The organism is Streptomyces sp. NPDC029466 (genome assembly GCF_055574515.1).
Map to the genome: position 1 here is coordinate 36,173 of NZ_JBVHZH010000021.1, position 25,686 is coordinate 61,858.

The window sequence follows — 25,686 nt, forward strand, 5'->3', positions numbered from 1 at the left end:
CCAGGTGCGCTGGTGGCCGGGCCGTGCGGCCGGCGTCTGCACGGTCGGCCTTTCGTGTCTCTTGAGCCGCTCGGTGATTGATCACCAGGGCGGCGAGCGGGGAGCGCCGTCCTCCCCACACCGGTGACCCACAGCTGAACTTTCTTCGCGATTTTGTCCGAGTGGCGTAATGGAACCCACCGTGGCGCGTCTCTCCAGCTGGTACGCGAAGTACAGAGGAGGCGGCGTGGTGTATTTCCCGGGGCGGCTGGTGGGCCGTGAGGCCGAGCTGGCGAAAATGGCGGGATGGGCGAGGACCGCGACGGCGGGCACGGGGCAGGCGGCGTTCGTCGTCGGCGAGGCCGGCCTGGGCAAGACAGCCCTGCTGGAACTGACCGCGGAAACTGCCGGGTCGCTGGGCATGCGGGTGCTGCACGCGACGGCCCAGGAGCTGGAACGGCAGCGCCCGTTCGCGGTGATCTCGGCCTGTCTGGGGGTGGATACGGAGTCGGCGGATGCCTCCCTGGCACGGGCCGACGAGATCTTGCGGGGCGAGGGCCGCTACGGGATGCCGGGTGGGTTGGGCGAGGCGGCCGGGTCGGACTTCGCCGCCGTCGAGACGATGCTCGGCCTGATCGACGACCTGTGTACCCAGCAGCCGCTGGCACTGTTCCTCGACGACCTCCAGTGGGCGGACTCGGCGAGCCTGCTGGTGGTGCAGCGGCTGCTGCGGTCGGTTCACCAGTTGCCGCTGCTCCTCGTCGGGGCCTATCGGCCCGCGCCCCAAGGGGACGTCGACCGGCTCTCCCGGAGTCTGGCTCTCGGCAACCACCCGATACTGGAGCTGACACCCCTGCCTCCGCCTGCCGTGTCGGCCCTGCTGGCCGGCCTGTGCGGCGGTGCGCCCGGTCCGCGGCTGAGACGCATGGCCGAGGGGGCGGCAGGAAACCCGTGGTACGTCATGGAGCTGGCCGCCGCCCTCCGGCGTGAGGACGCGATCGACCTCCGCGACGGGCTCGCGGAGGTCCCCCTCGACTGCCCGCAACCGTCGTTGACCCATCTGATCAACCACCGGTTGCGGTATCTGCGCGAGGAGGTGCTGCAAGTGCTTCGCGCCGCCTCGGTGCTGGGCACCGGCTGTACCCTCACCGACCTCGCAACGGTCCTCGACCGGCCGACACATGAACTGCTCAGCATCCTCGCGGAGGCCGGGACGGCCGGAATTCTGCGCGATGCCGGCGACCGGCTGGTCTTCCGTCACGACCTCATCCGACATGCCCTCTACGACGCCGTGCCGGGACCGGCCCGCGCCCTGCTGCACTTGAGGACGGCGCAGGCCCTCGCGGGCGCCGGAGCGGTTCCCGAACGCGTCGCCGAGCATCTGCTGGTCGCGACGTCCGCGTCGGGCGAATTCCTGATCGACTGGCTCCTTGGATCCGCGGTCCCCCTCACGTCCCGGGCGCCGGCCATGGCGCTCCTGCTGATCGACCAGGCACTGGAGCTCGCCGGACCCACTGATCCACGCCGCGGCCAACTCCAGCTGTACCGGGCCGTCGCCGAGCTCTCCTCCGGCCGCCTGGCCGAGGCGGAGGAGACCGCCCGTTGCGCACTGGCCAGGACCCGTGGCCCGGGGTGGGAAGGCCCGCTGCGGTGGATCATCGTCCACGCGTCCTTCGCCCGCGGCCGTCCCGACCTGGCGCTCGTCGAGATCCGCGCCGCGTGCGGCAGGCCGGGCGTATCGGCGCTTGAGGCGCTCCGGTTCCGGGCGTTCAGCGCAACCTGCCTGTTCGCACTCGGCCGGCTGACGGAGGCCGGCGCGGTCGCCTCGGCCACTCGGCGCACGGCAGAAGCGATGGACGACGACGCCGCCCTGGCCGATGCGCTGCACATCCTGGCGGCGAAGCGATTCCTCGAAGCTCCTGGCACCGAAGCCCTGGAACTTGCCCGGCACGCCGCCCGGCTCACGCCGGAGCCGCTGCATCCGGCACAGCGGATCAGGCTGCAACTCACCCTGGTCAACCGCTATATGGATCTCGACCGCTACCAGGACGCGCAGCGCACCCTCGCAGCCGTCCATGAGACGACGAAACACACCGGTGACGTCTATCTGCCCTGGTACCACCTCTCCTGTGCCCTGCTCGCCTTCCACGCCGGCCGCTGGGACGACGCCCTCACCGAGATCGAGGCCGGGCTCGATCCCGGCAAGCGCTTCAGGATGTGCCGGGCACTGCGGGGGGTGGCGGCGCTGATCTCACTGCACCGCGGCCGGCAGTCCGCCGCCGAGGCTCATCTGACCGCCGCGGCCGCGGCGACCGACAGCAGTGACATCACCTGGTACTACGCACACCTGCCGCTGTGTGCCGACGCCCTCGCGGACGAGGCCCGGGGCCACCCCGAGCGCGCCTACGCCCGGCTCACCGCCGCGTTCGACCGTGGCGTGGGCGGCCATCTGCCGGGCCAGTTGAGCCTCGGCTTTCTGACGCCCGATCTCGTGCGGCTCGCCCTGACCCACAACGACACCGCCAACGCACGGCGCTACGCCGAGGCCGCACGCAGACGGGCCGACCACAGTGGCACCCCGTACCACCTCGGTGATGCCCTCCGGTGCCAGGGACTGCTGGACCGGGACCCGGATCTGCTGCTGGAAGCAGCCCGCTGCTACCACCAGGCGCCGCGACCGCTGAGTGAGGCACACGCCTACACCGACGCGGCCGAACTACTGGCCCAGCAGCGGCGGCCCGCCCGGGCTCGTGCCCTGCTCGACCAGGCGTTGGAGGTCTACACACGGCTGGACGCCCAGTGGGACATGGCCCGCGCCCTGGCTCGCCTGCGGGCCCACGCCGTCCACCGCAGCGCACGCAGACCACGCAGCAGTGCCCGCCTCGGGTGGGAGGCGCTGACGGACACCGAACACCTCGTCGCCGGCCACGTCGCCTCCGGACACTCCAACCCCGAGATCGCGGCCCGTATGTACATCTCACGACGCACCGTCGGCACCCATGTGTCCAACATTCTCCAGAAGCTGGGGATGACCTCGCGGGTCGAACTCGCCGCCGAAGTCATCCGCCGCAGGAATCCGGACGAGCCGCCATCGCCGCACTGACCGCCGGTCAATACGACCCGGTGCGCCTGTAATCAAGGGCTTTATCCGTCAGATGACGGATGTACATCCAGCCACCCGCTCCTACGTTGACAGTCCCACCGCGATCCGGGCCCACAGGGTGAACCGGTGCCCGGCCAGGCCCTTCGTCCTGGAGAACGTGCTGTGGGTGCCGCTCGGGGTCACCTGACCCGGCCCCGAGGGCTCGGCTCACGGAAACAGGAGCAGAAACCATGACCCATGAGATGACCCCCCGGAGATCCGGGGCGCGGGCGGCCGCCGCACTGTTGGCGGTCTGTTCGGCAATGCTTGGTTTCGTCGTGTCGCCGCTCGCCACGGGGACAGCTCGCGCTGAAGATGCCACAACGACCGTGTCGGTCCAAAGCACGTCGAAGCCGGGCCAGTACGTCAACGCGGCGGGTACATCTGTTCTGAATTGGGATGCTCCCGAGGTCTTCGAATTCGACTTCAACGACGACGGAACGTTCCACATCAAGTCCGGGACGGACGGCCAGTGCATCGACAAGTGGCGAACGAACGACTCGAACGTCCCCCGCTACAAGCAGGCATACCTGCTTGCGATGGCGGGCTGTCATGAAAAGAACGCCGCAGATCCCACGACAGACTCCCAGAACTGGTACCTCGTACCGGTGAACGAGGGTGGTGCGGGCAACGCCTACTACATCGTGAACGCCAGCGAGCGCCGGTGCATGGACGACCAGATGATCGGCGGCGAAATACGCAAGGACAAGTACGTTCCAGACCTCGGCAGGGGCGAGTGCTCTTCGGGCCGGGCAAGCCAGCAGTTCATTCTGGAAGACGCTGCGCAGCGCAGCGATTTCACCGGCCGGCTCCACCAGAAGGCGTTGTCCGCAGCATTCAAGATGTGCGGTGTCGACCCCGATAGTTGCAGCTACGAAGCGAAGTCCTACGGCGATGCGCAGCCCGTCGGCGAAGAGTGCGTGAACCAGTGGTGGAAAAACCCCAGCAAGACGGAGAAGACCACTGGTCATTTCACCCGGGGGGAGCATGAGGGCTGGCAGCACAGCGTCGGGACCACCGTCACTGTCGGAGCCGAATTCGGAGTGGACGCGGGCGTGGTGAATAAGGTCAGCACCTCGGTTGCCACGTCATACCAGAAGACCTGGAGCCATATTGATTTGCGCAGCACGACATGGGACTTTCCCATCTCGCCCGGAAACTACGGGTGGGTCGTGAAGATCATGGAAAAGCGGGACGTGACAGGCACCTGGACCTTCTCCAGCGGGCCCATGAAGTGGAGCGCCGAGGGCACCAGCACCGTCACCTATGCGGAGGGCTATTCGAACAAGGATGAGCCGGCCCCGCCGCCCCCCGGCTCCTGCCCGGGCACCTGAGGTGCCTCATCCGGCGACGGAGTAAGACTCCGCCCCGGCGCCGCCCTCGGTCAGGTCCATGCCCCTGGCCGAGGGCTCTGCCGTAAGGGCGGTCGCGTGGCCTGACCTGTGGCCCGCACAGATGAAGGGCCCGGCATCGCAGATGCCGGGCCCCGTACGACGAGGAAGTGTCTAGGCCAGCGCCAGCCACGCCGCGCCCGCGACGACCAGGATCGCGACGATGACGCCGATGATGACGCCCACGCGGGGGCCGGCGGACTGCTGGGGGGCCGGGGCGCGGCGGCCGCCGGTCTGCGGGGTGCCGCCCTCGTCCACGAAGGCGCGGAACATCTGCGTGCTGCCGGCCGGGTCGTAGTTGCCGCCGGCCTGGTTCTGCGGGTTGGTCGCCATGGGCAAGGACCCTAGCGAACCGGGGGCGGAGCGGCACCGTTGGGGCGCGCGTGGAGCGCCCGCGCAGGCGCCTACGGAGCGGGGCCGGGCCGGGTACGGCGCGTGGGCGGGAGGGCGGGCGGGCCGTCCGGGGGCGTCCCGTTACCGGCCGGTATTGGGTGGCGCCTGCGATAGCGGCTCCGACCTGCGGGTTTGCGGGTCTCGGTCAGGTTGTTGACCAATGCCCGGTGCAGACTTTTGGGCGCCTTTACTTCAATGCTGGATGAATCGTTTGCCTTCAGCAACCAACATTGCCTATGGTTGCCCCAAGCAACAAAAGAGGTGCGAGGGATGCGTGGAGGCGCCGGTGGCAGCTCACAGTCAGTACGAGGAGCTGGCCCGGCAACTCAGCGCCATCGGCGCGGTCAAACGCGAGATGGGGCGGACGCTGCCCCAGGACTGTCCGCCCGCCTCGGCCGGGGTGCTCGCCCTCCTCGACCGGCACGGCGAGATGCGGATGAGCCAGCTCGCCGAGCTGCTCGCGATCGATATGTCGGTGACGAGCCGGCATGTGGCCCATGCCGCCGAGCGCGGCTGGATCGAGCGGAAGCCCGATCCGGCGGACAAGCGCTCACGGCTGCTGCGCCTGACCCCGAGCGGCACCGCGCTCCTGGCGGAGCTCGCCGAGCGCTACACCGCCACGCTCGCCCGGTACTTGGACGACTGGCCCGACGCCGACGTCGGGCAGCTCACCGAGCTCCTCGCCAGGCTCCGCACGAGCTTCGGCGACTGCCGCACCCGGGCGCATCACGACGTCACCACCCGTACACCCGCAGGATGAAAAGGAATTACATGGCTACGACCACACCAGCCGGTGTGCGGGGCGGCCACGCCAGGCACGGAGGCGGACAGCACGCCTCCGACGGAGCCCCTATGACGCACCGTCAGATCATGGAGGCGCTGTCCGGGCTGCTGCTCGGCATGTTCGTCGCCATCCTGTCGTCGACGATCGTCTCCAACGCGCTGCCCGAGATCATTCATGACCTCGACGGCGGACAGAGCGCCTACACCTGGGTGGTCACCGCCTCGCTGCTGGCGATGACCGCGACCACCCCGCTGTGGGGCAAGCTCTCCGACCTGTTCAGCAAGAAGCTGCTGGTGCAGTTCGCGCTGATCATTTACGTGGCGGGCTCGGTCGTCGCCGGGCTGTCGCAGAACACCGGCATGCTGATCGCCTGCCGGGTCGTGCAGGGCATAGGCGTGGGCGGTCTGTCCGCCCTGGCCCAGATCGTGATGGCCGCGATGATCTCGCCGCGGGAGCGCGGGCGTTACAGCGGCTACCTCGGCGCCACCTTCGCCGTCGCCACCGTCGGCGGCCCGCTGCTCGGCGGCGTCATCACCGACACCGACTGGCTCGGCTGGCGCTGGTGCTTCTACGTGGGTGTGCCGTTCGCGGTGATCGCCCTGATCGTGCTCCAGAAGACGCTGAAGCTGCCGGTCGTCAAGCGCGAGGGCGTCAAGGTCGACTGGGCCGGTGCCTTCTTCATCAGCGCGGCGGTCTCGCTGCTGCTGGTGTGGGTGACGCTGGCCGGGGACAAGTACGACTGGATGTCGTGGCAGACCGCCGCGATGGTCGGCGGCGCGGTCGTGCTCGGCGCGATCTTCGTCTTCGTGGAGACCAGGGCCAAGGAGCCGATCATCCCGTTGCGGCTGTTCCGCAACAAGACGATCACCCTGGCGTCGGTGGCCTCGCTGTTCGTCGGTGTCGCGATGTTCTCCGGCACGGTCTTCTTCAGCCAGTACTTCCAGCTGGCGCGCGGCGAGTCGCCGACGATGTCCGGCGTGCTGACGATTCCGATGATCGGTGGCCTGTTCGTCTCGTCCACCGTCTCCGGCCAGGTCATCACCAAGACCGGCAAGTGGAAGGCGTGGCTGGTCAGTGGCGGTGTGCTGGTGACCGCGGGTCTCGGTCTGCTGGGCACCATCCGTTACGACACCGAGTACTGGCACATCGCGATCTTCATGGCGCTGATGGGCCTGGGCATCGGCATGATGATGCAGAACCTGGTGCTCGCCACGCAGAACCAGGTGGCCCCCGAGGACCTCGGCTCCGCCTCGTCCGTCGTGACCTTCTTCCGCTCCCTCGGCGGTGCGGTGGGCGTCTCGGCCCTGGGTGCGGTCCTCGCCCACCGCGTCACCCACTACGTGAAGGACGGTCTGGCCGACCTCGGTCCCAAGGCCGCCAGGGCCGCCGCCCACGGCGCCGGCAACAGCGGCGGCGGCATCCCCGACCTGGACTCCCTCCCGGCGCCGCTGCGCACCGTCATGGAGAGCGCCTACGGCCACGGTGTCGCCGATGTCTTCCTGTACGCGGCGCCCTGCGCGCTGCTCGCCTTCCTCTTCACCCTGTTCATCAAGGAGGTCGCGTTGAAGACGCGGGGCGGACTGGCCCAGAGCTCCGAGGACGCACCGGCCGCGGCCGCCCCGTCCGCCACCCCGTCGGCCGCCTCCGCGGAGGCCGTCATCCCGGCGCAGGCCGAGGAGCGGGAGCTCGCCCTGGTGGGCGCCGCGCCGGTCGCCCCGGGCGACGCGGCACACACGCCCTCCTGGGCCCGCCCGGCCGTGGCGACGGCCGCCCAGCCGCTGGCCGCGTACGCCTCGGCCGATGGCGGGGATGCCAGCCCGTCCGGCCCGTCGGTGCACGGCTTCGTCCGCAACGCCGAGGGCAGCCCCGTACCGCGCTCCGCGGTGACGCTGATCTCGCTCAGCGGGCGGCAGCTGGGCCGCGCGGTCGCCCAGGCCAACGGCTCGTACGCGCTCAGCGCCCCCGGCGCCGGCTCGTACGTCCTGATCGCCGCGGCCGACGGCCACCAGCCGCAGGCGTCCACGGTCGTCATCGGCGAGGCACCGCACGCCTACGACATCCTGCTCAGCGGCACCAGCGGCCTCGGCGGCCAGGTCCGCAGCGCGGCCACCGGCGCACCGGTCGACGGGGCCATGGTCGTCGTCACCGACGTCCGCGGCGAGGTGCTGGCCACCGGAAAGACCGGCGCCGAGGGCCACTTCGCCTTCGACGAGCTGGCGCCCGGCACCTTCACCGTCGCCGTGAACGCCCCGGACCACCGCCCGGCCGCACTGCCGGTGGAGATCGGCGGCCAGGGCACCACGCGGATCGAGATCGAGCTGCTGTCCGGCGCGCGGGTGCAGGGCGTCGTGCGGGCCGGTGCGCACCGCCGGCCGCTGCCCGACGCCCGGGTCACGCTGGTGGACGCGGCGGGCAATGTCGTGGCCACCTCGACGACCGGGGAGGACGGCGCCTACGCGTTCACCGACCTGGACGCCGGCGACTACACGGTCATCGCGAGCGGCTACCCGCCCGTCGCCACCGGCCTCGCGGTCGATGCCGGCGGGGTCGACGGGTACGACGTCGAGCTCGCACACCCCGGGGACTGAAACCGCCCGGGCCCGGGGATCTCACCCGGGAGCAATACCCCGGTCCGGTGCGCGCGTTGAGCGGAGGCGCGTCCCGGACCGGACCGAAGGGCGCCGGCGGCGGCGCTGCGCACAGGCAGGGGACGGCCTGCACGCCGCCGCCGGAGCCCGACACCTCCCCGCACTCTCGGCCGGGCTCGCACCGGCCCCCTGAGCAGGGGACATCATCAGGCAACACACGGGAGAGGCAATGACTTCGACGGGCGCGGGAGCTGCGGGACTGAGGGCGCAGGTCCGCACACGGGACGGCTGGGCGGTCCAGCACGCCGTACTGACCGTCACCGATATGACCGGCGCGCAGGTACTGCGGGCCGCCGCGGACGACGAGGGCGCCATCCGCAGCGCACAGCCGCTGCCGGCCGGCCCGTACACGGTCATCGTGACGGCCGTCGGCTACGCGCCGGTCGCCTCCAGCGCGATCGTGACGGCCAGCGGCCGGATGGACGTGGGCAGCGTCGTCCTGGCCCGGCAGGGCGGGGCCGAGCTGCCGCCGCCCGGCGTCTGGACCATCGACCCGATGCACTCGACGGTGGCGGCGGTCGCCCAGCACCTGGGGATCTCCAGCGTGCACGGCCGGTTCACCGAGTTCGGCGGCCGGATCGAGATCGCCGAGGACCTGAACGCCTCGCGGGTCGAGGCCGACATCAAGGCCGCCTCCATCGACACCGGCAACGGGATGCGCGACGGCCATCTGCGCTCCGAGGACTTCCTGAACGTCGAGGAGCACCCGGAGCTCAGCTACCGCAGCTCGGGCCTGTCCCCGGCCGGCCCGGACCGCTGGACCGTGCACGGTGAGCTGTCGCTGCACGGTGTCGTACGGCCGGTGGACCTCGAACTGAGCTACCTCGGCACCGGCCCCGACCCGTGGGGCGGGGTGCGCGCCGCGTTCCGCGCCACCGCGGAGCTGCGCCGCGAGGACTTCAAGATGAACTACAACCAGGTCGTGGCGGCCGGTGTCGCGGCCATCGGGACCACGCTCAAGGTGGAGCTCGACATCCAGGCGGTGCAGGGGGAGAGCCTGCCGATGGGGTGAGACCTCCGGGTCTCCCCCGGGCCCACGCCCGTCACTCCCCCGCCCGGTCCCGCATCGCCTCGATCCCCGCGATCTGGAGATCGAGGGCGAAGGCGAAATCCCGGTCCAGCATCTCCACCACGCTCTGGCCCTGGCGCGTGTACCCGGTGCGGGCAGACAGCTCCAGCGTCTCGGCGAACTCCGGCCGCTCCGCGAGCGCGGCGAGGACCTGCTCGAAGTAGTCGTCGAGGGTCATGCCCGCGGCCCGGCACCGCTCTTCGTGCGTGGCCCGGATGGTGGCGAAGCCGTAGACGAAGTGGAAGAGCGACGCCAGCGCACCGGAGTTGCGCTCCGCGCTCAGGCCGCTGCGCCGCATCACCCGCTGGGTGGCGTTGGAGAAGGCCGTCGAATGCGGGCCGATGTTCATCAACTGGCCCAGCAGCCGGGCCGCCCAGGGGTGGCGCAGCAGCATGTCGCGGTAGCCGACGGCGAGCGCGCGCAGCTGGTCGCGCCAGTCGGCGCCGGTGTCCGACTCGTCCGGCAGCGCCATCTCGCCGGCCACCGCGTCCACGGCCAGTTCCAGCAGGTCGTCCTTGGTGTCGACGTACCAGTAGACGGACATCGCGGTGACGCCCAGCTCGGCCGCGAGCCTGCGCATCGAGAACTTCGACAGGCCCTCGGCGTCCAGCAGCCGGACCGTCGCCGCGACGATCTTGTCGAGGTCGAGTCCGGCCGGCTGGTCCGCCTTGCGCTTGAGCGGGGGGCGTGCGGTCAGCCAGACGCTGCTCGGCCGCTTCCCGGTGCGGCCGTCCGTCGCTGCCATGGCGCCCCTCCTTGCCCCGGACGTCTGCGACGTCAGGGTGTCGTTGTCGGTGTCGGTGTCGGTGTCGTTGTTGGTGTCGTTGTTGGTGTCGTCGTCGGTGCGCGGCGCGTACGGGTAGTCAACGGCGCGTACGGGTGGTCATACGGGCCGTCGGTACCTGCCGTTCACGATCACCTACCCACCGATGCTATTCCGCCACGGCGGCCGCCGGTTCCGCACCGGCGGGCGTGGCCGGCGCCTCCGGGTCCCGGCCGGTGCGCTCCGCCCGGCGCAGCAGCACGGCGGCGAGCAGCCCGCCGAGGAAGACCGCGGCCGCGCCGACCAGCTGGCTGGTGCCGATACCGGCGGCGAAGGCGTCCTGGACGGCGGTGCGTTCGGCGTCCGTACGGGTCCTGGCGAGCGCCGCGGGCAGCGAGCCGGCGCTCGCGGCGACCAGCGGAAGCAGCGCGACGAAGCGGGAGTTGAGGACCGCGCCGAGGACGGCGACGCCGAGCCCCTGGCCGAACTCCATCAGCGTGCCGTTGACGCCCGCTCCCACTCCGGCCTTGGCCGGCGGGATCGCGGACATGATGGCGTTGGCCATCGTCGGCATGGCGAGCGCGACACCGACGCCCATCACGATCAGGCCGGTCAGCATGCCGCCGTAGCTGTCGCCGCCGAGGAGAGAGATGGCGGCCAGGCCGGCCGCGAGCAGCGACATCCCCGAGACGATCATTCCGGGGGTGCCGAGCCGGGGCAGCAGCCGCGCGCTCAGGCCGGTGAAGTTGATCAGTATGACGGTGACGGCGAGCGGCGCCATCCGCAGTCCGGCGTCCAACGGGCCGTAGCCGAGGACCAGTTGCAGATGCTGGGTGAGCAGGAACATCGAGCCGCCCATCCCGAAGGCGACGAGGATGCCGCCGGAGACCGCCCCGATGAAGCGGCGGTTGCGGAAGAAGTGCATATCCAGCATCGGATACGGGACGCGCAGCTCCCACAGCGCGAAGACCGCGAGGCCGGCCAGGCCGATGGCGGCGGAGATCAGCACCCGCCCGGACAGCCAGCCGGTGACCGGCCCGGAAATGATCGCGAAGACCACGCCGCCCATACCGATCATGGACAGCAGGGCGCCCAGCAGATCGATGGGGGACCCCCCTGCTCGAACGCCGTTGAGAGCTTGGGGGAGTTCGCCGCCGCGGCTGCTGGACTCGGGCACGAGGGCGAGGACAGCCAGCAGCGCCACGACGGCGACCGGCAGATTGACCAGGAACAGCGAGCCCCACCAGAAGTGGTCGAGCAGCGAACCGCCGATCAGCGGCCCGGCCGCGAACCCGAGCGAGTTGACCGAGCTCCAGATACCGATGGCCTTGGGGCGCTCGGCGTCGTCGAAGATCTGCATGACGACGGCGAGGGTGGTGGTCATCAGCAGCGCGCCGCCGACCCCCATCCCGGCCCGGGCGGCGATCAGCTGGCCGGGTGACTGGGCGAGCGCCGCGCCGAGCGAGGCGATGCCGAAGAGCACCAGGCCGATGGCGAGCATCTTCTTCCGGCCGTAGCGGTCGGCGGAATTTCCGGCGGTGAGCAGCAGACCGGACTGGACCAGCGAGTAGGCGTTGATCATCCACTGGACGTCGGCGGTGGTCGCCCCCAGGTCCTCGGTGAGGGAGGGGATGGCGACGTTGAGGACGGTGTTGTCGAGGATGACCGTCAGCTGGGCGAGGCAGATGACGGCCAGGATCAGCCAGCGGGTGGCGGTCCGGCCCGGCGGCTGGAGTGTGGTGGTGGCGTCGGAGGCCACGGGGGACATACGGGCTCCCTGTACGGTGTATGAGCGAATGATTTACACCGTACAGGGAGTGCTATACGCCGTACATTTTATTTGAGGCCGGGTCGGGGGTGGCCGCGGTCAGCAGTAGGTCGGCAGCTCGGTGCCGGTCTTGCTGACCCACAGCCCGTTACCGTCGTCGCCACCGCCGAGGGCGATCTTGGCCACGGCCGGGTTGCTGCTGTCGGCGCCGTAGGTCCACTGGCCCCAGCCGTTGATGTCGAAGACGAAGTGGCCGGTCAGGTCCTGGGTCCGGGGCCGCTCCTCCACCCAGCCGTACTGGCCGTCGGGAACGGTGATGCTCACCTTCTCCGACCAGGTCTTCTGGGTACCGGTGGTGCGTGCGTAGTTGCTCTGCCAGGAGTGGCTGAACTTCGCGCCCACCTGCGCCGAGAAGACGTCCTTCACACCCAGGGTCAGGGTGACGCCCACCTCGGCGGTGTCCTGGATCGCCGAGCCCGTCGTGGTGGACTCGATGCTGGTTTCGGTCTGGGTCAGTTCCTTCGTCAGGTCGCCGCCGGTCTCGTTCTTATCGGTGTGACCACGGCAGATCGGGGTCCCGTAGGTGGGCTCGGAACGGTCGGTGATCTCCCACTTGCAGTACGCCTGGTCCTTGTCGCACTTGGTCATCGCATAGGCCGCCGCGAGGCTGTACATGGCCGGGGTCTCCCGCGCGTCCCCGGCGGCCGGGTCGTGGATGCTGAAGAACGACGCCTGGTCGCCGGCGTTGCAGCCGTAGGACCCGACGTGGTTCGAGTGGTAGACGAAGTTCTGCCCGCTGTACCCGCCCTGGGCGTTCATGCAGGAGTCGTCCTTGACCGAGCGGATCATGAACCCGTCGGAGGGCGTCGGCTGGAGGTACCACTTCTGGGTGTCGACGTTCGCGCAGTCGACCTCGGCCATCCAGCCGAGGTAGTGGCCGTCGTCCTGGGAGATGCACTTGCCGCCGTCGTTGACCACCATCTGGAAACTGCCGTCTCCGGTGTCCCGCAGCTGGAACTTCTGGTTTTCCCCGGTCGGGTCGCCCTTCGGCACGACGTTGAGGTGACCCCAGTTCGCGGCACCGTCACCGCCCCAGCCCCGAGCGACGTCCAGCACCCGCCAGTTGGGCGCCTCCAGCTTGCTGTAGATCGTCACGCACTGGAGCGGCTGGCTACAGTCCCGGCCGCCATCGGCCCGCGCCTGCCCCGTCCCGAACGGTGTGACGATGAGCCCCAGGCACATCATCAAGGCCATCGCCACCGCCGTGCCCCAGCGCGCACACAGACGGCCGGGTCTTCCGGCCCATCGTGCAGTCATTTCCGGTGCCCCACTTCTTCCTGCTCATGGTGGTGAGGGCTGGCGCCCGACCGGCACCACCCCTCTGCTCCTCCGCGCGGGCAGCGGAACGCGCCACCGTGCGCGGGACGGCGCCGACGGACCGGACGGCCCGTCCGGCGGACCGGACGGGCCGCCACCCCGACGCGGCGACCGCCGCACCACGATCACCGTCGCGGCCCGCCCGGCGGTAGCGGAGAACTACCTGTACGCGGGTACCTGCATCGCGGTGCGGGCCCCGCCCGGCGGGACGGTCAAGGGGCCGGGGGCCGGTCAGCCGGGCCGGTCAGGGGGCCGTGACGCCCTGCGCGACGGCCCAGACGGCGACCTGGGTCCGGAGCTCCGTGAGGTGCCGGGTGACCGCATCACCCGGGCTTCGTCAGGTCGTAGAAGGTGGCGCCGCCGACCGTGACCTTCTTGAAGTTCTTCTTCACCCAGGAGTCGATTTGCGAGGCGCTTCCATGGCCGCCGCCGGGTCGGGCCGTAGCGCCGGGGCGAGCCGTAGAGCCGGGACGGGCGGGACCACCGGCCGATTCGCCGCCGATGAAGTAGTGGATCTCCCCTTCCGCGACATACTTCTTGAACCGGTCCAGGGTCGGCGACGGATCACTCCCGTTGAAGCCGCCGATCGCCATCACCGGCTTCCCGGTGGCGAGTTGGTAGCTCGCGGCGGTCTGGGAGCCGGTGCCCGCGGCCGCCCAGGTGTAGTCGTCCGCGTCCTTCTCCAGCAGCGCCTTGGCCCGGTCGCTCACCTTGGTGCCGTTTAGCAGACCGCCCATGCCGCCCACGCCGCCCCTGACGGGCATCCGGCCACCGGCGGCACCGGTCTCGGCGGAGCGGCCCGTACCGCCCGGGAAGCCGGGGACGGCCTGCCGACCGACCGGGCCCCGGCCTTGGGCGCCCTGACCTGGTGGAAGGGCCTGACCGGCGGTCCGGCCGCCCTGACCGGTGCCCGGGGCCCCGCCGTTGTGGCCCGGCATCCTGCCGCGCGGGAACCCGCCGCCGGGGCCGCCCATGGCGCCCCGCACCGAGGGACCGGCCGTGACGATGGAGCCGCCCTTCGCCGTGTTGACCGTATTGAGCGTGTACGCCACCGGCCCGGCCAGCGCCGTCACCAACCCGAGCCCCGCCGCCAGCACGGCGCTCCGCCGGCTTGCCGGTACCGGGGCGCCACCCGATACCGGCCCGCCACCCGCTACCGGCCCGCCGTCCGATGCCGGCGCGCCGCTCGATACGGGCACGCCGCTCGATACGGGCGTGCCCCCCGGCCCGCGGGCTCCGTCCCGTCGTACCGCCGCCAGCAGACCCAGCGCCGCGAGCAAGCCGAGCGCCGCCACCGTCCAGCGCAGCCACGGCAGCCAGTCCGGTGAGCGGTTCAGCAGCACGAACGACCATCCGGCGGTCACCGCCACCGTCCCGGCCAGGACGTATGCGGCGAGCCGTCCGCCGCGCCGCCACAACAGCGCCGCACCCATCCCGACCAGCGCCGCGATATACGGGGCCAGCGCGATGTTGTAGTACTGGTGGAAGATCCCGGACATGAAGCTGAAGGTCGTGAAGGTCATCAGCAGCGCGCCGCCCCAGACCAGGAACTCCGCCCGCTGACCGGCCTGTTCGGCGGCGACCGCCCGCCGCGCCCGCCACAACACCGCCACCGCCGCGACCAGCAGGATCAGCGCCGCGGGCAGCAGCCAGGAGATCTGCCCGCCCATGTCCGACGAGAACAGCCGGGTGAGGCCGGTCTCGCCCCAGCCACCCCCGCCGCCGGGACGGCCACCGCCCCCGCCGACGCTGCCGGTCTCGTTGCCGGTGATCCGCCCGAAGCCGTTGTAGCCGAAGGTCAGCTCCAGGAAGCTGTTGTGCTGGGAGCCGCCGATGTACGGGCGGGAGGCCGCCGGCCACAGTTCGACGAGCGCCACCCACCAGCCGGCGGACACCACGATCGCCGGCCCGGCGAGCAGCAGCTGACCGAACCGCCGGCGCAGCGCGACCGGCGCACAGCAGGCGTAGACGACAGCGAGCGGCGGCAGGATCAGCCACGCCTGGAGCGTCTTGGTGAGAAACCCGAGCCCGAAGCAGACCCCGGCCAGCACCAGCCACTTCGTCCGGCCGGCTTCCAGAGCCCGCAGGACGCAGGCGATCGCACAGACCATCAGCAGGCACAGCAGCGCATCGGGGTTGTTGAACCGGAACATGAGGGCCGCGACCGGCGTCACCGCCAGCGCACCGCCCGCGAGCAGCCCCGCGCCCGCACCGAACCGCCGCCGTACGGCCCCATGGAGCACCCCGACGGCCGCCACACCCATCAGCGCCTCGGGCACCAGCACCGCCCAGGAGCCGAGCCCGAAGAGCCGTACGGACAGCGCCATCGGCCACAGCGCGGCCGGCGGCTTGTCGACGGTGATGGAGTTCGCCGCATCGGACGAACCGAAGAAGAAGGCCTTCCAGCTCTCACTGCCGGCCTGTACGGCGGCCGAGTAGAACTGGTTGGCGTAGCCGGAAGCGGACAGGCTCCAGAGGTAGAGCACCGCCGTGACCAGCAACAACGCCAGCAGTGCGGGCCGCTCCCAGCGGGCTGCCGGCTCCGGTTCCACGGGCGCCCGGGGGCCGGTGAGCGGCACCGTGGCGCCCTCTGGTGGGGCGGACGGCGGCGGGGCCGGGGTGCCGGGCCGTTGTTGCGGGGTCATCGAGCGCTCCTGGTGAGGTCGTTCCGGTCAGGCGAGGGGTGCGGCGTCACGGTGTGGTCGTCCCGGCGCTCGCGGTCGGGGAAGACCCAGGCGCGGAAGAGCAGAAACCGCAGCACCGTGGCCGCGAGGTTGGCGGCCACCAGCACCGCGAGTTCGGTGCCGTGCGAGGCGGTGCCCCCGGCGGCGTCGAGGGCCGCGAGCGAGCCGCTGGTCAGCACCAGTCCGACGGCGAAGACCACCAGCCCCTGCGCCTGATGGCGGACCGCCCGGTCCCGGCCCCGTACCCCGAAGGTCAGCCGCCGGTTGGCGGCCGTATTGGCGAGCGCCGACATCAACAGCGCGGCGGCATTGGCCAGTTGAGCGCCCGTACCGAGGCGGAAGAGGGAGAAGAGGGCGAGGTAGAGCAGGGTGCTCAGCCCTCCGACGACGCAGAAGCCGACCAGCTGACGGGCCAGCCCGCCGGGCACACCGGTCAGCTCACGGTCCCGCGGATCGTCCCCGAACGGCCGGGCCAGCCGGTCCAGCGGCAGCCCGCCGGTCGCCAGCGCCCGCCCCACCCGCCAGACGCCCCTGAGGTCATCGGCGGCCGTCCGCACGAGGTGCACGGTGCTGTGGGGATCGTCGATCCAGTCCACCGGCACCTCGTGGATCCGCAGCCCGGCCCGCTCCGCGAGCACCAGCAGCTCGGTGTCGAAGAACCACCCGGTGTCCTCGACCATCGGCAGCAGCCGCTCGGCGACCTCGCCGCGGATGGCCTTGAACCCGCACTGCGCGTCGGAGAACCGTGCGGCGAGCGAGCCCCGCAGGATGAGGTTGTACATCCGCGAGATGAACTCCCGCTTCGGCCCCCGCACCACCCGCGCGCTCCGGCTGAGCCGGGAGCCGATGGCCAGATCCGAGTGCCCGGAGATCAGCGGCGCCACCAGCGGCAGCAGCGCGTTGAGGTCGGTGGACAGATCGACGTCCATATAGGCCAGCACCGGCGCTTCGGACAGCGACCACACGGTGCGCAGCGCCCGCCCCCGCCCCTTCTGCTCCAGCCGTACCGCGGTGACCTCGTCGAGCGCATCGTCGAGGCGGGCCGCGACATCCGGCGTACGGTCCGTGCTCGCGTTGTCGGCGATGGTGATCCGGAAGCCGTACGGGAAGGTGCGGGCGAGGTGCTCGCGCAGCCGCCGCACACAGGGTTCGAGGTCGCGCTCCTCGTTGTGGACGGGGATCACCACATCGAGCACGGTCGCGCTCTGGCCGAGCCGCAGATGCTCGCGTGGTGGCAGGGAGCCCAGCGGGGCGCGGGGCGGCGGTGTCGTCGTCATGCCACGACATTCGCCAGACCGGCTGTCATGGGGGTGTGGTGAGGCTGTGGTGGGGCTGTGGGTGGGTGGGGGGCTGTGAGTAGGCGGGAGGCGAGTGGTGGGGGGGGAGCGCGAGTGACGTCTCCCGGCCCGTGACGGGCGTCTTACCGGCCCGTGCCCGGTGCCGCCCGTCCCGCCGTACGGCCCGCCTTCGAGGGCGCCGCCGCCGTCGGCAGCGTCACCGTAAAGACCGTCCGCCCCGGCGCACTGCCGACCTCGACCGTGCCGCCGTGCGCGGCCACCACCGCCTGCACGATGGCGAGGCCGAGCCCGGTGCTCCCGGCGGCACGCGAACGCGAGGCATCCCCCCGGGCGAAGCGCTCGAAGACATGTGGCAGAAGCTCCGCCGGAATCCCCGGCCCGTCGTCTTGGACCTCCAGCTGGACGCCCCCGTCGCGACCGTCGGCAGCACCCGCGGCGGCCCGCACCCTGGCGGTCACCGTGGTCCCCTCCGGCGTATGCGTACGGGCATTGGCCAGCAGATTCACCAGTATCTGGTGCAGCCGCCCGGCATCGCCGTACACCACGGCCGGCTCATCGGGCAGCTCCAGCCGCCACCGGTGACCGGCCCCGGCCACCCGGGCGTCGCTCACCGCATCGACCACCAGCGGTGACAGATCGATCCGCTCGTACGCGAGCGGACGCCCGGAATCCAGCCGGGCGAGCAGCAGCAGATCCTCCACCAGCCCCGTCATCCGCTCCGCCTCCGACTCGATCCGGCCCAGGGCGTGCCGGGTCTCCGGCCCAGGCTGCTCCCGCCCGCGCCGGGTCAGCTCGGCGTAACCGCGGATCGACGCGAGCGGGGTACGCAGCTCATGGCTGGCATCGGCGACGAACCGCCGTACCCGCGTCTCGCTCTCCTGACGGGCCGCGAGCGCCGAACCGACATGCCCCAGCATCCGGTTCAGCGCCGCACCGACCTGCCCGACCTCCGTACGCCCGTCCGACTCGGACGCCGGAACCCGGACATGCAGCGCCACATCGCCCTGGTGGAGCGGGAGTTCGGAGACCCGGGTGGCGGTGGCGGCGACCCGGCGCAGCGGCCGCAGCGCGATTCCGACCATGGCGGAGCCCGCGAGCCCCACCGCCGCCAGCCCGGCGGCCGTCACACACGCCTCGATGAGGACGAGCCTGCCGACGGTCTTCTGCACATCGGCGAGCGGCAGGCCGAGCACCAGGGAGCCGTCCTTGGCGGACTCCACCCGGTAGTCACCGAGTCCGGGCAGCTCGGCGGTGTGTGACCGGCCGTCTCTCGGCAGCCTGTTCAGCGCCGCGACCTGCGCCTTGGTCAGGATCGTCAGCCGCTTCTCGGGCGGCCAGCCGGTCGGGTTGGTCAGTTTCGCTCCGGCCCCGGCCGTACCGCCGGGCCCGATCCGCGCCCCCACCGCACCGAGGGGCTGACCCGCCATCGCCACGAAGTCCAGGCCGCCCTGGGGACGCGGCGGTTCGTGGGGGCGCGGCATCTGGGCACGCCTCACGAACTCATGCACCTGTCGGTCCAACTGCCCCTGCATGTAGGAGTACAGCGCAATGGACGTCACCGTCCCGATGACGGCCCCGACGACGGCGATCAGAGCCACCGCGGACACCACGAGCCGGGTCCGGAGGGACCATCGGCGACGGGGGGCGGAAGGCCGGGGGGCTTTCGGCGGGGGCGGGGGGCCGGGGTGGTTGGGGTGGTTGGGGTGCTCCGGCACGGTGGACGGCTCGGAGGGCTGGTGGGGCTGGCGCTGGTCAGGGCGGTCGCGCCGGTCGGGATACCCGGGCCGGCCGGGGTGCTCGGGCCGGTCGGACGGGTCGTGCCACTCGGGTTCGTTGGGCTGGTCGGACTGCTTGGGTCGGCCGCTCCGGTCTTGCCACTCCGGCTGGTCGGGCTGCTCGGGCGCCGTGGCGGGCTTCCCGCTCACGGCCCGCTACCCGCCCGGCTTGATCAGATAGCCCGCGCCCCGCCGGGTGTGAATCATCGGCGCCCGCCCCGCGTCGATCTTCCGCCGCAGATACGAGATGTACAGCTCCACGACATTGGCCTGGCCGCCGAAGTCATAGCTCCAGACCCGGTCGAGGATTTGGGTCTTGCTGAGCACCCGCCGCGGATTGCGCATCAGATAGCGCAGCAGCTCGAACTCGGTGGCCGTCAGATGAATCTCCTGGCCGTCCCGCCACACCTCGTGGCTGTCCTCGTCGAGCACCAGGTCGCCCACCGTCAGCCGCGATTCGCTCCGCGCGGCGGCCGCACCGGCCCGGCGCAGCAGCCCCCGCAGCCTGGCCACCACCTCCTCCAGACTGAACGGCTTGGTGACGTAGTCGTCGCCGCCCGCCGTCAGCCCGGCGATCCGGTCCTCGACCGCGTCTTTGGCGGTCAGGAACAGCACCGGCACATCCGGAAGTTCCCGCCGCAGCCGCCCGAGCACCGTCAGCCCGTCCATGTCCGGCAGCATGACGTCGAGCAGCACCGCATCCGGCCGCCACCTACGGGCACAGCGCAGCGCACCGGCGCCGTCCCCCTCCGCGCGGATGTCCCAGCCCTCGTAGCGCAGCGCGAGCGACAGCAGATCGGCGAGCGAGGACTCGTCGTCCACGACCAGCACCCGCACGGGACTCCCGTCGGCCCGCAACAGCTCCGGCTGCTTCCCCGGCGCACCCCTGGAGGACGACGCCGGAGCCGGCAGACGAAACGACGCTGAGGACGAGGAAGTCACGGTCATGCTCCGGAGCTTGGCCCGCCCCCGTGAGAGCTCCCTTGCGCCTTTCTGTGAATCTCCTGAGAATCCGCCATGCCTTCTCTTACCCCCTCCCCCGGCCCCGGGGCCCCCGCCCCACCCCACCCCTGCCCACCACCAGCCACCAGCCACCAGCCACCAGCCACCAGCCACCAGCCACCAGCCACCAGCCACCAACGGCCTCAGCCGTCAGTTGTCACCGTCAGCCGTCAGCCGTCAGCCGTCAGCCGTCAGCCGTCAGCCGTCAGCCGTCAGCCGTCAGCCGTCAGCCGTCAGCCGTCAGCTCCCAACGACCCCTCGCCTGCCGCGAGTCGGTATCTGCCGACCGTCCGTGGACCGACCTGGGCCGCCCCCCGCGCGGTCCAGGTCGATCACCACTTCTTAAGCATCGCACCTGCCACTGACAATCGTCCTGACCAGCACTTTCCTCGCCTTGACGGCCACGAAGAGCTGCCGCGAGAGCCCTCCACCGCCCCCTCCACAGCCTCTCCGACCCACCCCCGCCCCGAACGCGTACCGTCGCCGAACGCGTACCGTCGCCGAACGTGTACCGCCCCCGACCGCCTACGGTCACCGACCGCGTACCGTCGCCGGCATGAGACTCCTCGCCCTCTCCGGCAGCCTGCGGGCGCGCTCCTCCAACGGTGCGGTGCTGCGCTCCGCGCTCACCTTCTGGGACGGTCCGGCCACCACCGCGGACATCGGCGCGCTCCCGCACTTCAACCCCGACCTGGACGGCGAGGACGCCACACCCCCGGCCCCGGTCGCCGCCCTGCGCACCGCCGCCGCGACCGCCGACGCCCTGCTCGTCGTCAGCCCCGAATACGCGCACGGAGTCCCCGGCGTCCTCAAGAACGCCCTCGACTGGCTGGTCAGCAGCGGCGAATGCGTCAGCAAGCCGGTCGCCGTGATCACCGCCTCGCCATTCCCCACCGGCGGGGACCACGCCAACTCCCAGCTGTGCGAGGTCCTGCGCATGATGTCCGGCGAGGTCGTGACGGCGGCCTGCCGCGAGATCCCCGCCATCGGCCCGAAGGTCGACCCCACTACGGAACGGGTGAAGGACGAGGCCACCCTCACCGATCTGGGCGTAGCCATGGCTCATCTGGCCGCAGCCGCAACCGCCACCCCGCTCACCACACCATGAAGGCGGCGGCCCGCACCGCCGTCCGGCCCGCTCACACGCCGAACAACCGCGCCGCGTTCCCGTAACAGACCCCGCGCAGCCAGTCCTCCCCCAGCTCCAGCCCGGCGAGCACTTCCAGCGCATGCGCGTACCCGTAGGGGATGTTGGGGAAGTCGCTGCCGAACAGCACCCGCTCACCGAGGTCCGCGAGCCGGCCGCGCTCCGCCCGCGGGAACGGCGCGCTCCGCTCGGAGAAGTCCGTGAACGCCATCGTCGTGTCGAGGTGCACTCCCTGATAGCGCTGCGCGAGGTCCATGAAGTCGGCGTACTCCGGCATCCCCATGTGCGCGACGATCAGCCGCAGCCGTGGATGGCGGGCCAGCAGACGTGCGATCGGCTCGGGCCCGGTGTGCTTGCCCGGCACCGGGCCGGAACCGCAGTGGGTGACGACCGGCACCCCGGCCTCCGCGAGGGCACCCCACACCGGGTCGAGCAGCGCATCGGCCGGGTCGTACCCGCCCACCTGCACATGCGCCTTGAAAACCCGTGCCCCGTCGGCCAGTTCGGCGCGCACATACTCCGCGGCGCCGTCCTCCGGGAAGAACGTCGCGGTCCGCAGACAGTCCGGCGTACGGGACGCGAAGTCGGCCGCCCAGCCGTTCAGCCACCGCGCCATTCCCGGCTTGTGCGGATAGATCATCGAGGTGAAGGCGCGTACGCCGAAGCCGCGCAGCACCGCCAGCCGCTCGTCCTCCTCGAACCGGTACGCGATCGGCCACACCCGCCCCACCAGCGGCCCGGCCGCGTCGAAATACGCCCAGACCTTCGCCATCACCCGCTCGGGCATGAAGTGCGTATGCACATCGATCAGCCCCGGCAGCCCCAACTCCCGCCAGAACGCACCAACCCGCTCATCCCCGTCCACCACGCCGAGCCCCTCCCTCACGGTTCGACCACTACGGCCTCGCGACCACTACGGCCCCGCCCCTACGGCCCCGACCGGCACGGCCCGACCCGCCCCTTACGCAGATGACCATCCGAAGGCTCCCCTACGGAACACCCCCGGCACACACCGAACACCCCGGGCACGTACCGCAGGCCCAGCCCGACCGAACCTCTCTGGCCCGAACCGAACACCCGGCACTGCCGAGCCCCACCGGCCCGACCGAACACCCGGCACGACCGAGCCCCACCGGCCCGAACCGACCGCCCCGGCACGGCCCAACGCCTGCGCTCGACCGACGCCCTCCGCACGGCCGAAGCCCTCCGGCACGTGGCACCCAGCCTCCTGCGGGCAACCCACACCCACGGGGCGTGGACCGCATGGCCGCGTAGACCGCATGGCCCGTGGTGCCGTTGTGCCCAGTGGCGCCGTGGGAGCCGTCGGGCCCTTGTGCCCATGGCGCCGTATGAGCCGTCGGGCCCGTGGGCCGTTGTGCCCGTTACGCCGCCCGGCCCGTGACACCGCGGGGCCCGTGATGACTATGCCCCGTGCCGCCATGCGGACCACCTGGCCCGTATCGCCCACATACCCGTGCAGCCCACGTAGCGACCCGCTGAGCCACCAGCCGCCATCTACCTGCACGCAGCATCTAAACGCCCAACCCCACCCCGGAACAACCCCCGCCAGCCGCTTTCCGCGCAACTCCACCGCACCCTTGCGTCCGAAGGACCCCGCGCACCCCCGCCCCCGAAAGCCCCCGAGCGCTCCCGCGTCCTGGCGGGCCCGGCCCCCCGAGACGAGCCCGAAGCCCCCAAGTCGAGCCCGGAACCCCCGAGACGAGCCCTGAACCCCGAGACGGGCCCTGAACAGCGCGAACAGCCCCGACGCTCCCCCAACAACACCCCCAGCCAAGCAAAGCGGCAACCCGCCCCGCTCCCCCCACTCGGCAGCCACCCGGCAGCCACCCGGCAAGCAATACGACCAACTCGGCCCCGACGGCCGCCCCAACCACGCCGCCCCCAGCCCACCGCCCCCACCACGCCGGCCCGCAGCCCCCTCAGAACAACCCCTCCTGCTCCACCCCCGCCCCCTCCCGCTCTCCCGCCCCACGACCCGCGGCCCGTACCGTCACCGTCGTCACCCGCCCCACAGCGGTCCCCAACACCCACCCGGACAGCAACCGAGCATCCATCACCGCCACCACACCCGCCCCTCCACCTGCACTCGCCCCCGCACCTGGACCCGCACTTGCCCCCGACCCCGGACCCGCACCCCCACCGAACCCAGCGCCCCCGCGCCCATCCCCGTCCCTGGAGCCGCCCTCGCCCCCGCCCCCGTCGCCGTCCCCGGATCCGCCCCCGTCCCCCTCCCCCGCCAACCACAGATACACATCAGCCCCCACCCCGGTCAGCACCTCCCCCACGATCTCCGCCCCGGCCGTCATCCCGCTCAGCTCCGCCACCTCACCCGGAATCCGGTCGAGCCCGAACAGCTCCGTGTGGTCGGTGCAGGCGAACTCCACCGGCTCCAGCGTCTCCGGCCAGCCCGCCAACCCCCGTGCGGTGCGGTGCAGTTGAGCCAGCTCGGCGGACCGCTCCGGTAGCGGTGGCAGCGCCCCGCGCGCCGCCCGCTTGGCCGCCTTCGTGAACCGGTCGGGCACCGCCAGCGCACTCCCCAGCAGCGCCTCCGCCCGCCGCGCCGCCATCAGCGGCCCCCGCCCCAGCCATGCGTATGCCACCGCCCCCTGCTCCACCAGCCGGGCCGGTCCGCGCTCGGCGGCCGTGATCCCCACCTTGAGCAGACCGGGACCGAAGTACGCGAGATAGACGCCGTACGGACGCGGATCGTCGGCCATGGTGTCCGCGGCCACCGAACGCGACCGGTCCAACTGGGCACACCGCGCACACTGGTCCTTGGCACTCGCCCCGTCGAGCACCGCCCCATACGGGCACACGATCCAGCGGCCGGCCCGCCGCACCCCCAGACACAGCCGCTCGCCCTGCGCTGCGAAGGCCAGCGGCTTGCCCGCGGGGAGCAGGCTCATCCGCTCCTCGCCCCGCTCGGCGCAATACCAGCCGAGCCGCTGTCCGAACCGCCCCGCCGGCCCCGACCCCGGCCCGCCGCCCGACCAGCGCGGTCCCGTACATCGCCACACACCGCCAGCGTACGACCACCCACTGACAACGCCACCCGCCCGCAGCCGACCCCGCCCCCGACCCCGATCCCGAGAACACCCGCACCACACACCCACCCGGACCCCGCACCTGCACCCGCCCGGGCCCCGCCCGCACCACACACCCGCCCGGGCCCCACCCTCACCCACACCCCGCACCTGCACCCGCCCCAGGCCCGGCCCGCCCCCTCACCTACCCCTCAAGCCACCGCCTCCCCTTCTCCCCACCAACTCCCCTCCCCCCACCGAGCTCTTCTCCCCCCACCGAGCTCCCCTCCCCCACCAAGCTCCCTCCCCTCAAGCCACCAGCCCGCCCCCACCCCCCGGCCCCCGAAACGTGCTCCGATACGCCCGCGGCGACACCCCCAGCGCCGACTGGAGATGCTGCCGCAGCGAGGCCGCCGTCCCGAAGCCCGCCTCGGCCGCGATCCGGTCCACCGTCAGCTCCGTCTCCTCCAGCAACTGCCGGGCCCGCTCGATCCGTTGCTGCGTCAGCCACTGGAGCGGCGAGATCCCGACCTCCTCCCGGAACCGCCGGGTGAAGGTCCGTACGCTCATCGACTCCCGTGCCGCCAGCTCCCGCAGGCTCAACGGCCGGTCCAGGTGCTCCAGCGCCCAGGCCCGCGCCACCCCGGTGGACGAGATCCGCGGCTCCGGCACCGGCCGCCGGATGTACTGCGCCTGCCCGCCCTCCCGATGGGGCGGCACGACCGTCCGCCGCGCCACGTCGTTGGCCACCGCCGCCCCGTGATCACACCGGACCATGTGCAGACACAGATCGATCCCGGAGGCGACCCCGGCGGCCGTCAGCACCTCGCCCTCGTCCGTGTACAGCACATCCGCGTCCAGCTCGACGGCCGGGAACAACTGGCGGAAGTGCTCCACCGACCGCCAGTGGGTGGTCGCCCGCCGCCCGTCCAGCAGCCCGGCCGCGGCCAGCACGAACGCGCCCGTGCAGATCGACGCGATCCGGGTCCCCGGCCGAATCCGGCCCAGCGCGTCGGCCATCGCCGGACTCAGCCGCCCGGCGCTCCGCTCCGCCCCGAGGTCGTAGTCCGCCCCGGACGCCGGTACGACCACGGTGTCGGCCTCCGCCAGTGCCTCCGGCCCGTGCGCGACGTTCACCGTGAAGTCCGTGTCCGTCCGCACCTCACCGGGCTCCAACGCGCAGGTCACCAGCTCGTACAGCCGCTCCCCGGCCGCCGACCGGGCCTCCCCGAAGATCCGGTGCACGATGCCCACCTCGATCGGCAGCATCCCGTCCCGCACCAGCACCGCCACCCGCGGCCGCGACGTGCTTTCCGGAACGGCCCGCACCTGCCGGGCCTCACCCCTGCCCCCGCCACCGCTTCCGCTCTCCACTACACCCATGGCCCGATCCTTGCACACCATGGCCATCGGGCCACTCGT

The 25,686-nt window shown here is 71.7% G+C and carries 17 protein-coding genes; 6 read left to right on the forward strand and 11 right to left on the reverse strand.

The genetic code is table 11. The annotated features are described in order from the left end of the window. The first annotated feature begins 226 nt into the window (after window positions 1-226). Both ACZ4XD_RS17750 and ACZ4XD_RS17755 read left to right on the forward strand, forming a co-directional pair. Window positions 227-3,082 carry a helix-turn-helix transcriptional regulator gene (locus ACZ4XD_RS17750; protein WP_468043041.1) on the forward strand — a complete coding sequence of 952 codons (2,856 nt, stop codon included), beginning with the start codon at window positions 227-229 and terminating at the stop codon, window positions 3,080-3,082. Between the two features lie 230 nt (window positions 3,083-3,312). Beyond that, the gene (locus tag ACZ4XD_RS17755; protein ID WP_468043043.1) at window positions 3,313-4,455 is read left to right on the forward strand and encodes a hypothetical protein; all 1,143 of its coding nucleotides are present in this window, start codon (window positions 3,313-3,315) and stop codon (window positions 4,453-4,455) included. A 171-nt stretch (window positions 4,456-4,626) separates the two neighbouring features. Here ACZ4XD_RS17755 and ACZ4XD_RS17760 read toward each other — a convergent pair whose 3' ends face one another. Next, window positions 4,627-4,845 carry a hypothetical protein gene (locus ACZ4XD_RS17760; protein WP_042150716.1) on the reverse strand — a complete coding sequence of 73 codons (219 nt, stop codon included), beginning with the start codon at window positions 4,843-4,845 and terminating at the stop codon, window positions 4,627-4,629. A gap of 346 nt (window positions 4,846-5,191) precedes the next feature. Between ACZ4XD_RS17760 and ACZ4XD_RS17765 the strand changes: the two genes are divergently transcribed. The 3 genes from ACZ4XD_RS17765 (at window position 5,192) to ACZ4XD_RS17775 (ending at window position 9,349) form a co-directional block, all read left to right on the forward strand. Beyond that, entirely contained in the window at window positions 5,192-5,665 is a 474-nt protein-coding gene (locus tag ACZ4XD_RS17765) for a MarR family winged helix-turn-helix transcriptional regulator (RefSeq protein ID WP_468043045.1), read from the forward strand. Window positions 5,666-5,757: 92 nt separating this feature from the next. Continuing rightward, window positions 5,758-8,277, forward strand: a complete 2,520-nt coding sequence (locus ACZ4XD_RS17770; protein WP_468043047.1) for an MFS transporter — start codon at window positions 5,758-5,760, stop codon at window positions 8,275-8,277. A gap of 229 nt (window positions 8,278-8,506) precedes the next feature. Further along, the gene (locus ACZ4XD_RS17775; protein ID WP_468043049.1) at window positions 8,507-9,349 is read left to right on the forward strand and encodes a YceI family protein; all 843 of its coding nucleotides are present in this window, start codon (window positions 8,507-8,509) and stop codon (window positions 9,347-9,349) included. A 31-nt stretch (window positions 9,350-9,380) separates the two neighbouring features. On the opposite strand, the gene ACZ4XD_RS17780 is transcribed toward ACZ4XD_RS17775, so the two are convergent. The 7 genes from ACZ4XD_RS17780 to ACZ4XD_RS17810 all read right to left on the reverse strand — a co-directional run bounded on the left by ACZ4XD_RS17780 (window position 9,381) and on the right by ACZ4XD_RS17810 (window position 20,019). Beyond that, a complete protein-coding gene (locus ACZ4XD_RS17780; protein ID WP_468043051.1) occupies window positions 9,381-10,151 on the reverse strand; it encodes a TetR/AcrR family transcriptional regulator in 771 nt (256 codons plus the stop codon). Between the two features lie 187 nt (window positions 10,152-10,338). Continuing rightward, window positions 10,339-11,937 (reverse strand): MFS transporter, encoded by a 1,599-nt coding sequence (locus ACZ4XD_RS17785; RefSeq protein WP_468043053.1) that lies wholly within the window; start codon window positions 11,935-11,937, stop codon window positions 10,339-10,341. A gap of 99 nt (window positions 11,938-12,036) precedes the next feature. Then, window positions 12,037-13,254: an RICIN domain-containing protein gene (locus ACZ4XD_RS17790; protein WP_468043054.1), complete on the reverse strand. Its 1,218-nt coding sequence runs from the start codon at window positions 13,252-13,254 to the stop codon at window positions 12,037-12,039. Window positions 13,255-13,637: 383 nt separating this feature from the next. Beyond that, entirely contained in the window at window positions 13,638-15,959 is a 2,322-nt protein-coding gene (locus ACZ4XD_RS17795; RefSeq protein WP_468043056.1) for an ArnT family glycosyltransferase, read from the reverse strand. Beyond that, complete coding sequence (locus ACZ4XD_RS17800) at window positions 15,956-17,275, reverse strand: bifunctional glycosyltransferase family 2/GtrA family protein (RefSeq protein WP_468043058.1); 1,320 nt, start codon at window positions 17,273-17,275, stop codon at window positions 15,956-15,958. The genes ACZ4XD_RS17795 and ACZ4XD_RS17800 overlap by 4 nt, the downstream gene beginning before the upstream one ends. Window positions 17,276-17,418: 143 nt before the next feature. Next, entirely contained in the window at window positions 17,419-18,906 is a 1,488-nt protein-coding gene (locus ACZ4XD_RS17805) for a sensor histidine kinase (protein ID WP_468043189.1), read from the reverse strand. 321 nt (window positions 18,907-19,227) lie between these two features. Beyond that, window positions 19,228-20,019, reverse strand: a complete 792-nt coding sequence (locus tag ACZ4XD_RS17810) for a response regulator transcription factor (RefSeq protein WP_468043060.1) — start codon at window positions 20,017-20,019, stop codon at window positions 19,228-19,230. 610 nt (window positions 20,020-20,629) lie between these two features. On the opposite strand from ACZ4XD_RS17810, the gene ACZ4XD_RS17815 reads away from it, so the two are divergent. Beyond that, window positions 20,630-21,181 carry an NADPH-dependent FMN reductase gene (locus tag ACZ4XD_RS17815; RefSeq protein WP_468043062.1) on the forward strand — a complete coding sequence of 184 codons (552 nt, stop codon included), beginning with the start codon at window positions 20,630-20,632 and terminating at the stop codon, window positions 21,179-21,181. A 31-nt stretch (window positions 21,182-21,212) separates the two neighbouring features. On the opposite strand, the gene ACZ4XD_RS17820 is transcribed toward ACZ4XD_RS17815, so the two are convergent. The 3 genes from ACZ4XD_RS17820 to ACZ4XD_RS17830 all read right to left on the reverse strand — a co-directional run bounded on the left by ACZ4XD_RS17820 (window position 21,213) and on the right by ACZ4XD_RS17830 (window position 25,674). Then, window positions 21,213-22,088 carry an amidohydrolase family protein gene (locus tag ACZ4XD_RS17820; RefSeq protein ID WP_468043064.1) on the reverse strand — a complete coding sequence of 292 codons (876 nt, stop codon included), beginning with the start codon at window positions 22,086-22,088 and terminating at the stop codon, window positions 21,213-21,215. Between the two features lie 1,072 nt (window positions 22,089-23,160). Then, window positions 23,161-24,258: a DUF2797 domain-containing protein gene (locus ACZ4XD_RS17825; RefSeq protein ID WP_468043066.1), complete on the reverse strand. Its 1,098-nt coding sequence runs from the start codon at window positions 24,256-24,258 to the stop codon at window positions 23,161-23,163. 315 nt (window positions 24,259-24,573) lie between these two features. Further along, entirely contained in the window at window positions 24,574-25,674 is a 1,101-nt protein-coding gene (locus tag ACZ4XD_RS17830; protein WP_468043068.1) for a GlxA family transcriptional regulator, read from the reverse strand. Between the last annotated feature and the right edge of the window lie 12 nt (window positions 25,675-25,686).

Coding starts and splice junctions, on each gene's coding strand:
- ACZ4XD_RS17755 (WP_468043043.1), top strand. CDS start 3,313: ATGACCCATGAGATGACCCCCCGGAGATCCGGGGCGCGGGCGGCCGCC.
- ACZ4XD_RS17760 (WP_042150716.1), bottom strand. CDS start 4,845: ATGGCGACCAACCCGCAGAACCAGGCCGGCGGCAACTACGACCCGGCC.
- ACZ4XD_RS17770 (WP_468043047.1), top strand. CDS start 5,758: ATGACGCACCGTCAGATCATGGAGGCGCTGTCCGGGCTGCTGCTCGGC.
- ACZ4XD_RS17775 (WP_468043049.1), top strand. CDS start 8,507: ATGACTTCGACGGGCGCGGGAGCTGCGGGACTGAGGGCGCAGGTCCGC.
- ACZ4XD_RS17780 (WP_468043051.1), bottom strand. CDS start 10,151: ATGGCAGCGACGGACGGCCGCACCGGGAAGCGGCCGAGCAGCGTCTGG.
- ACZ4XD_RS17785 (WP_468043053.1), bottom strand. CDS start 11,937: ATGTCCCCCGTGGCCTCCGACGCCACCACCACACTCCAGCCGCCGGGC.
- ACZ4XD_RS17790 (WP_468043054.1), bottom strand. CDS start 13,254: ATGACTGCACGATGGGCCGGAAGACCCGGCCGTCTGTGTGCGCGCTGG.
- ACZ4XD_RS17795 (WP_468043056.1), bottom strand. CDS start 15,959: ATGACCCCGCAACAACGGCCCGGCACCCCGGCCCCGCCGCCGTCCGCC.
- ACZ4XD_RS17800 (WP_468043058.1), bottom strand. CDS start 17,275: ATGACGACGACACCGCCGCCCCGCGCCCCGCTGGGCTCCCTGCCACCA.
- ACZ4XD_RS17810 (WP_468043060.1), bottom strand. CDS start 20,019: ATGACCGTGACTTCCTCGTCCTCAGCGTCGTTTCGTCTGCCGGCTCCG.
- ACZ4XD_RS17815 (WP_468043062.1), top strand. CDS start 20,630: ATGAGACTCCTCGCCCTCTCCGGCAGCCTGCGGGCGCGCTCCTCCAAC.
- ACZ4XD_RS17830 (WP_468043068.1), bottom strand. CDS start 25,674: ATGGCCATGGTGTGCAAGGATCGGGCCATGGGTGTAGTGGAGAGCGGA.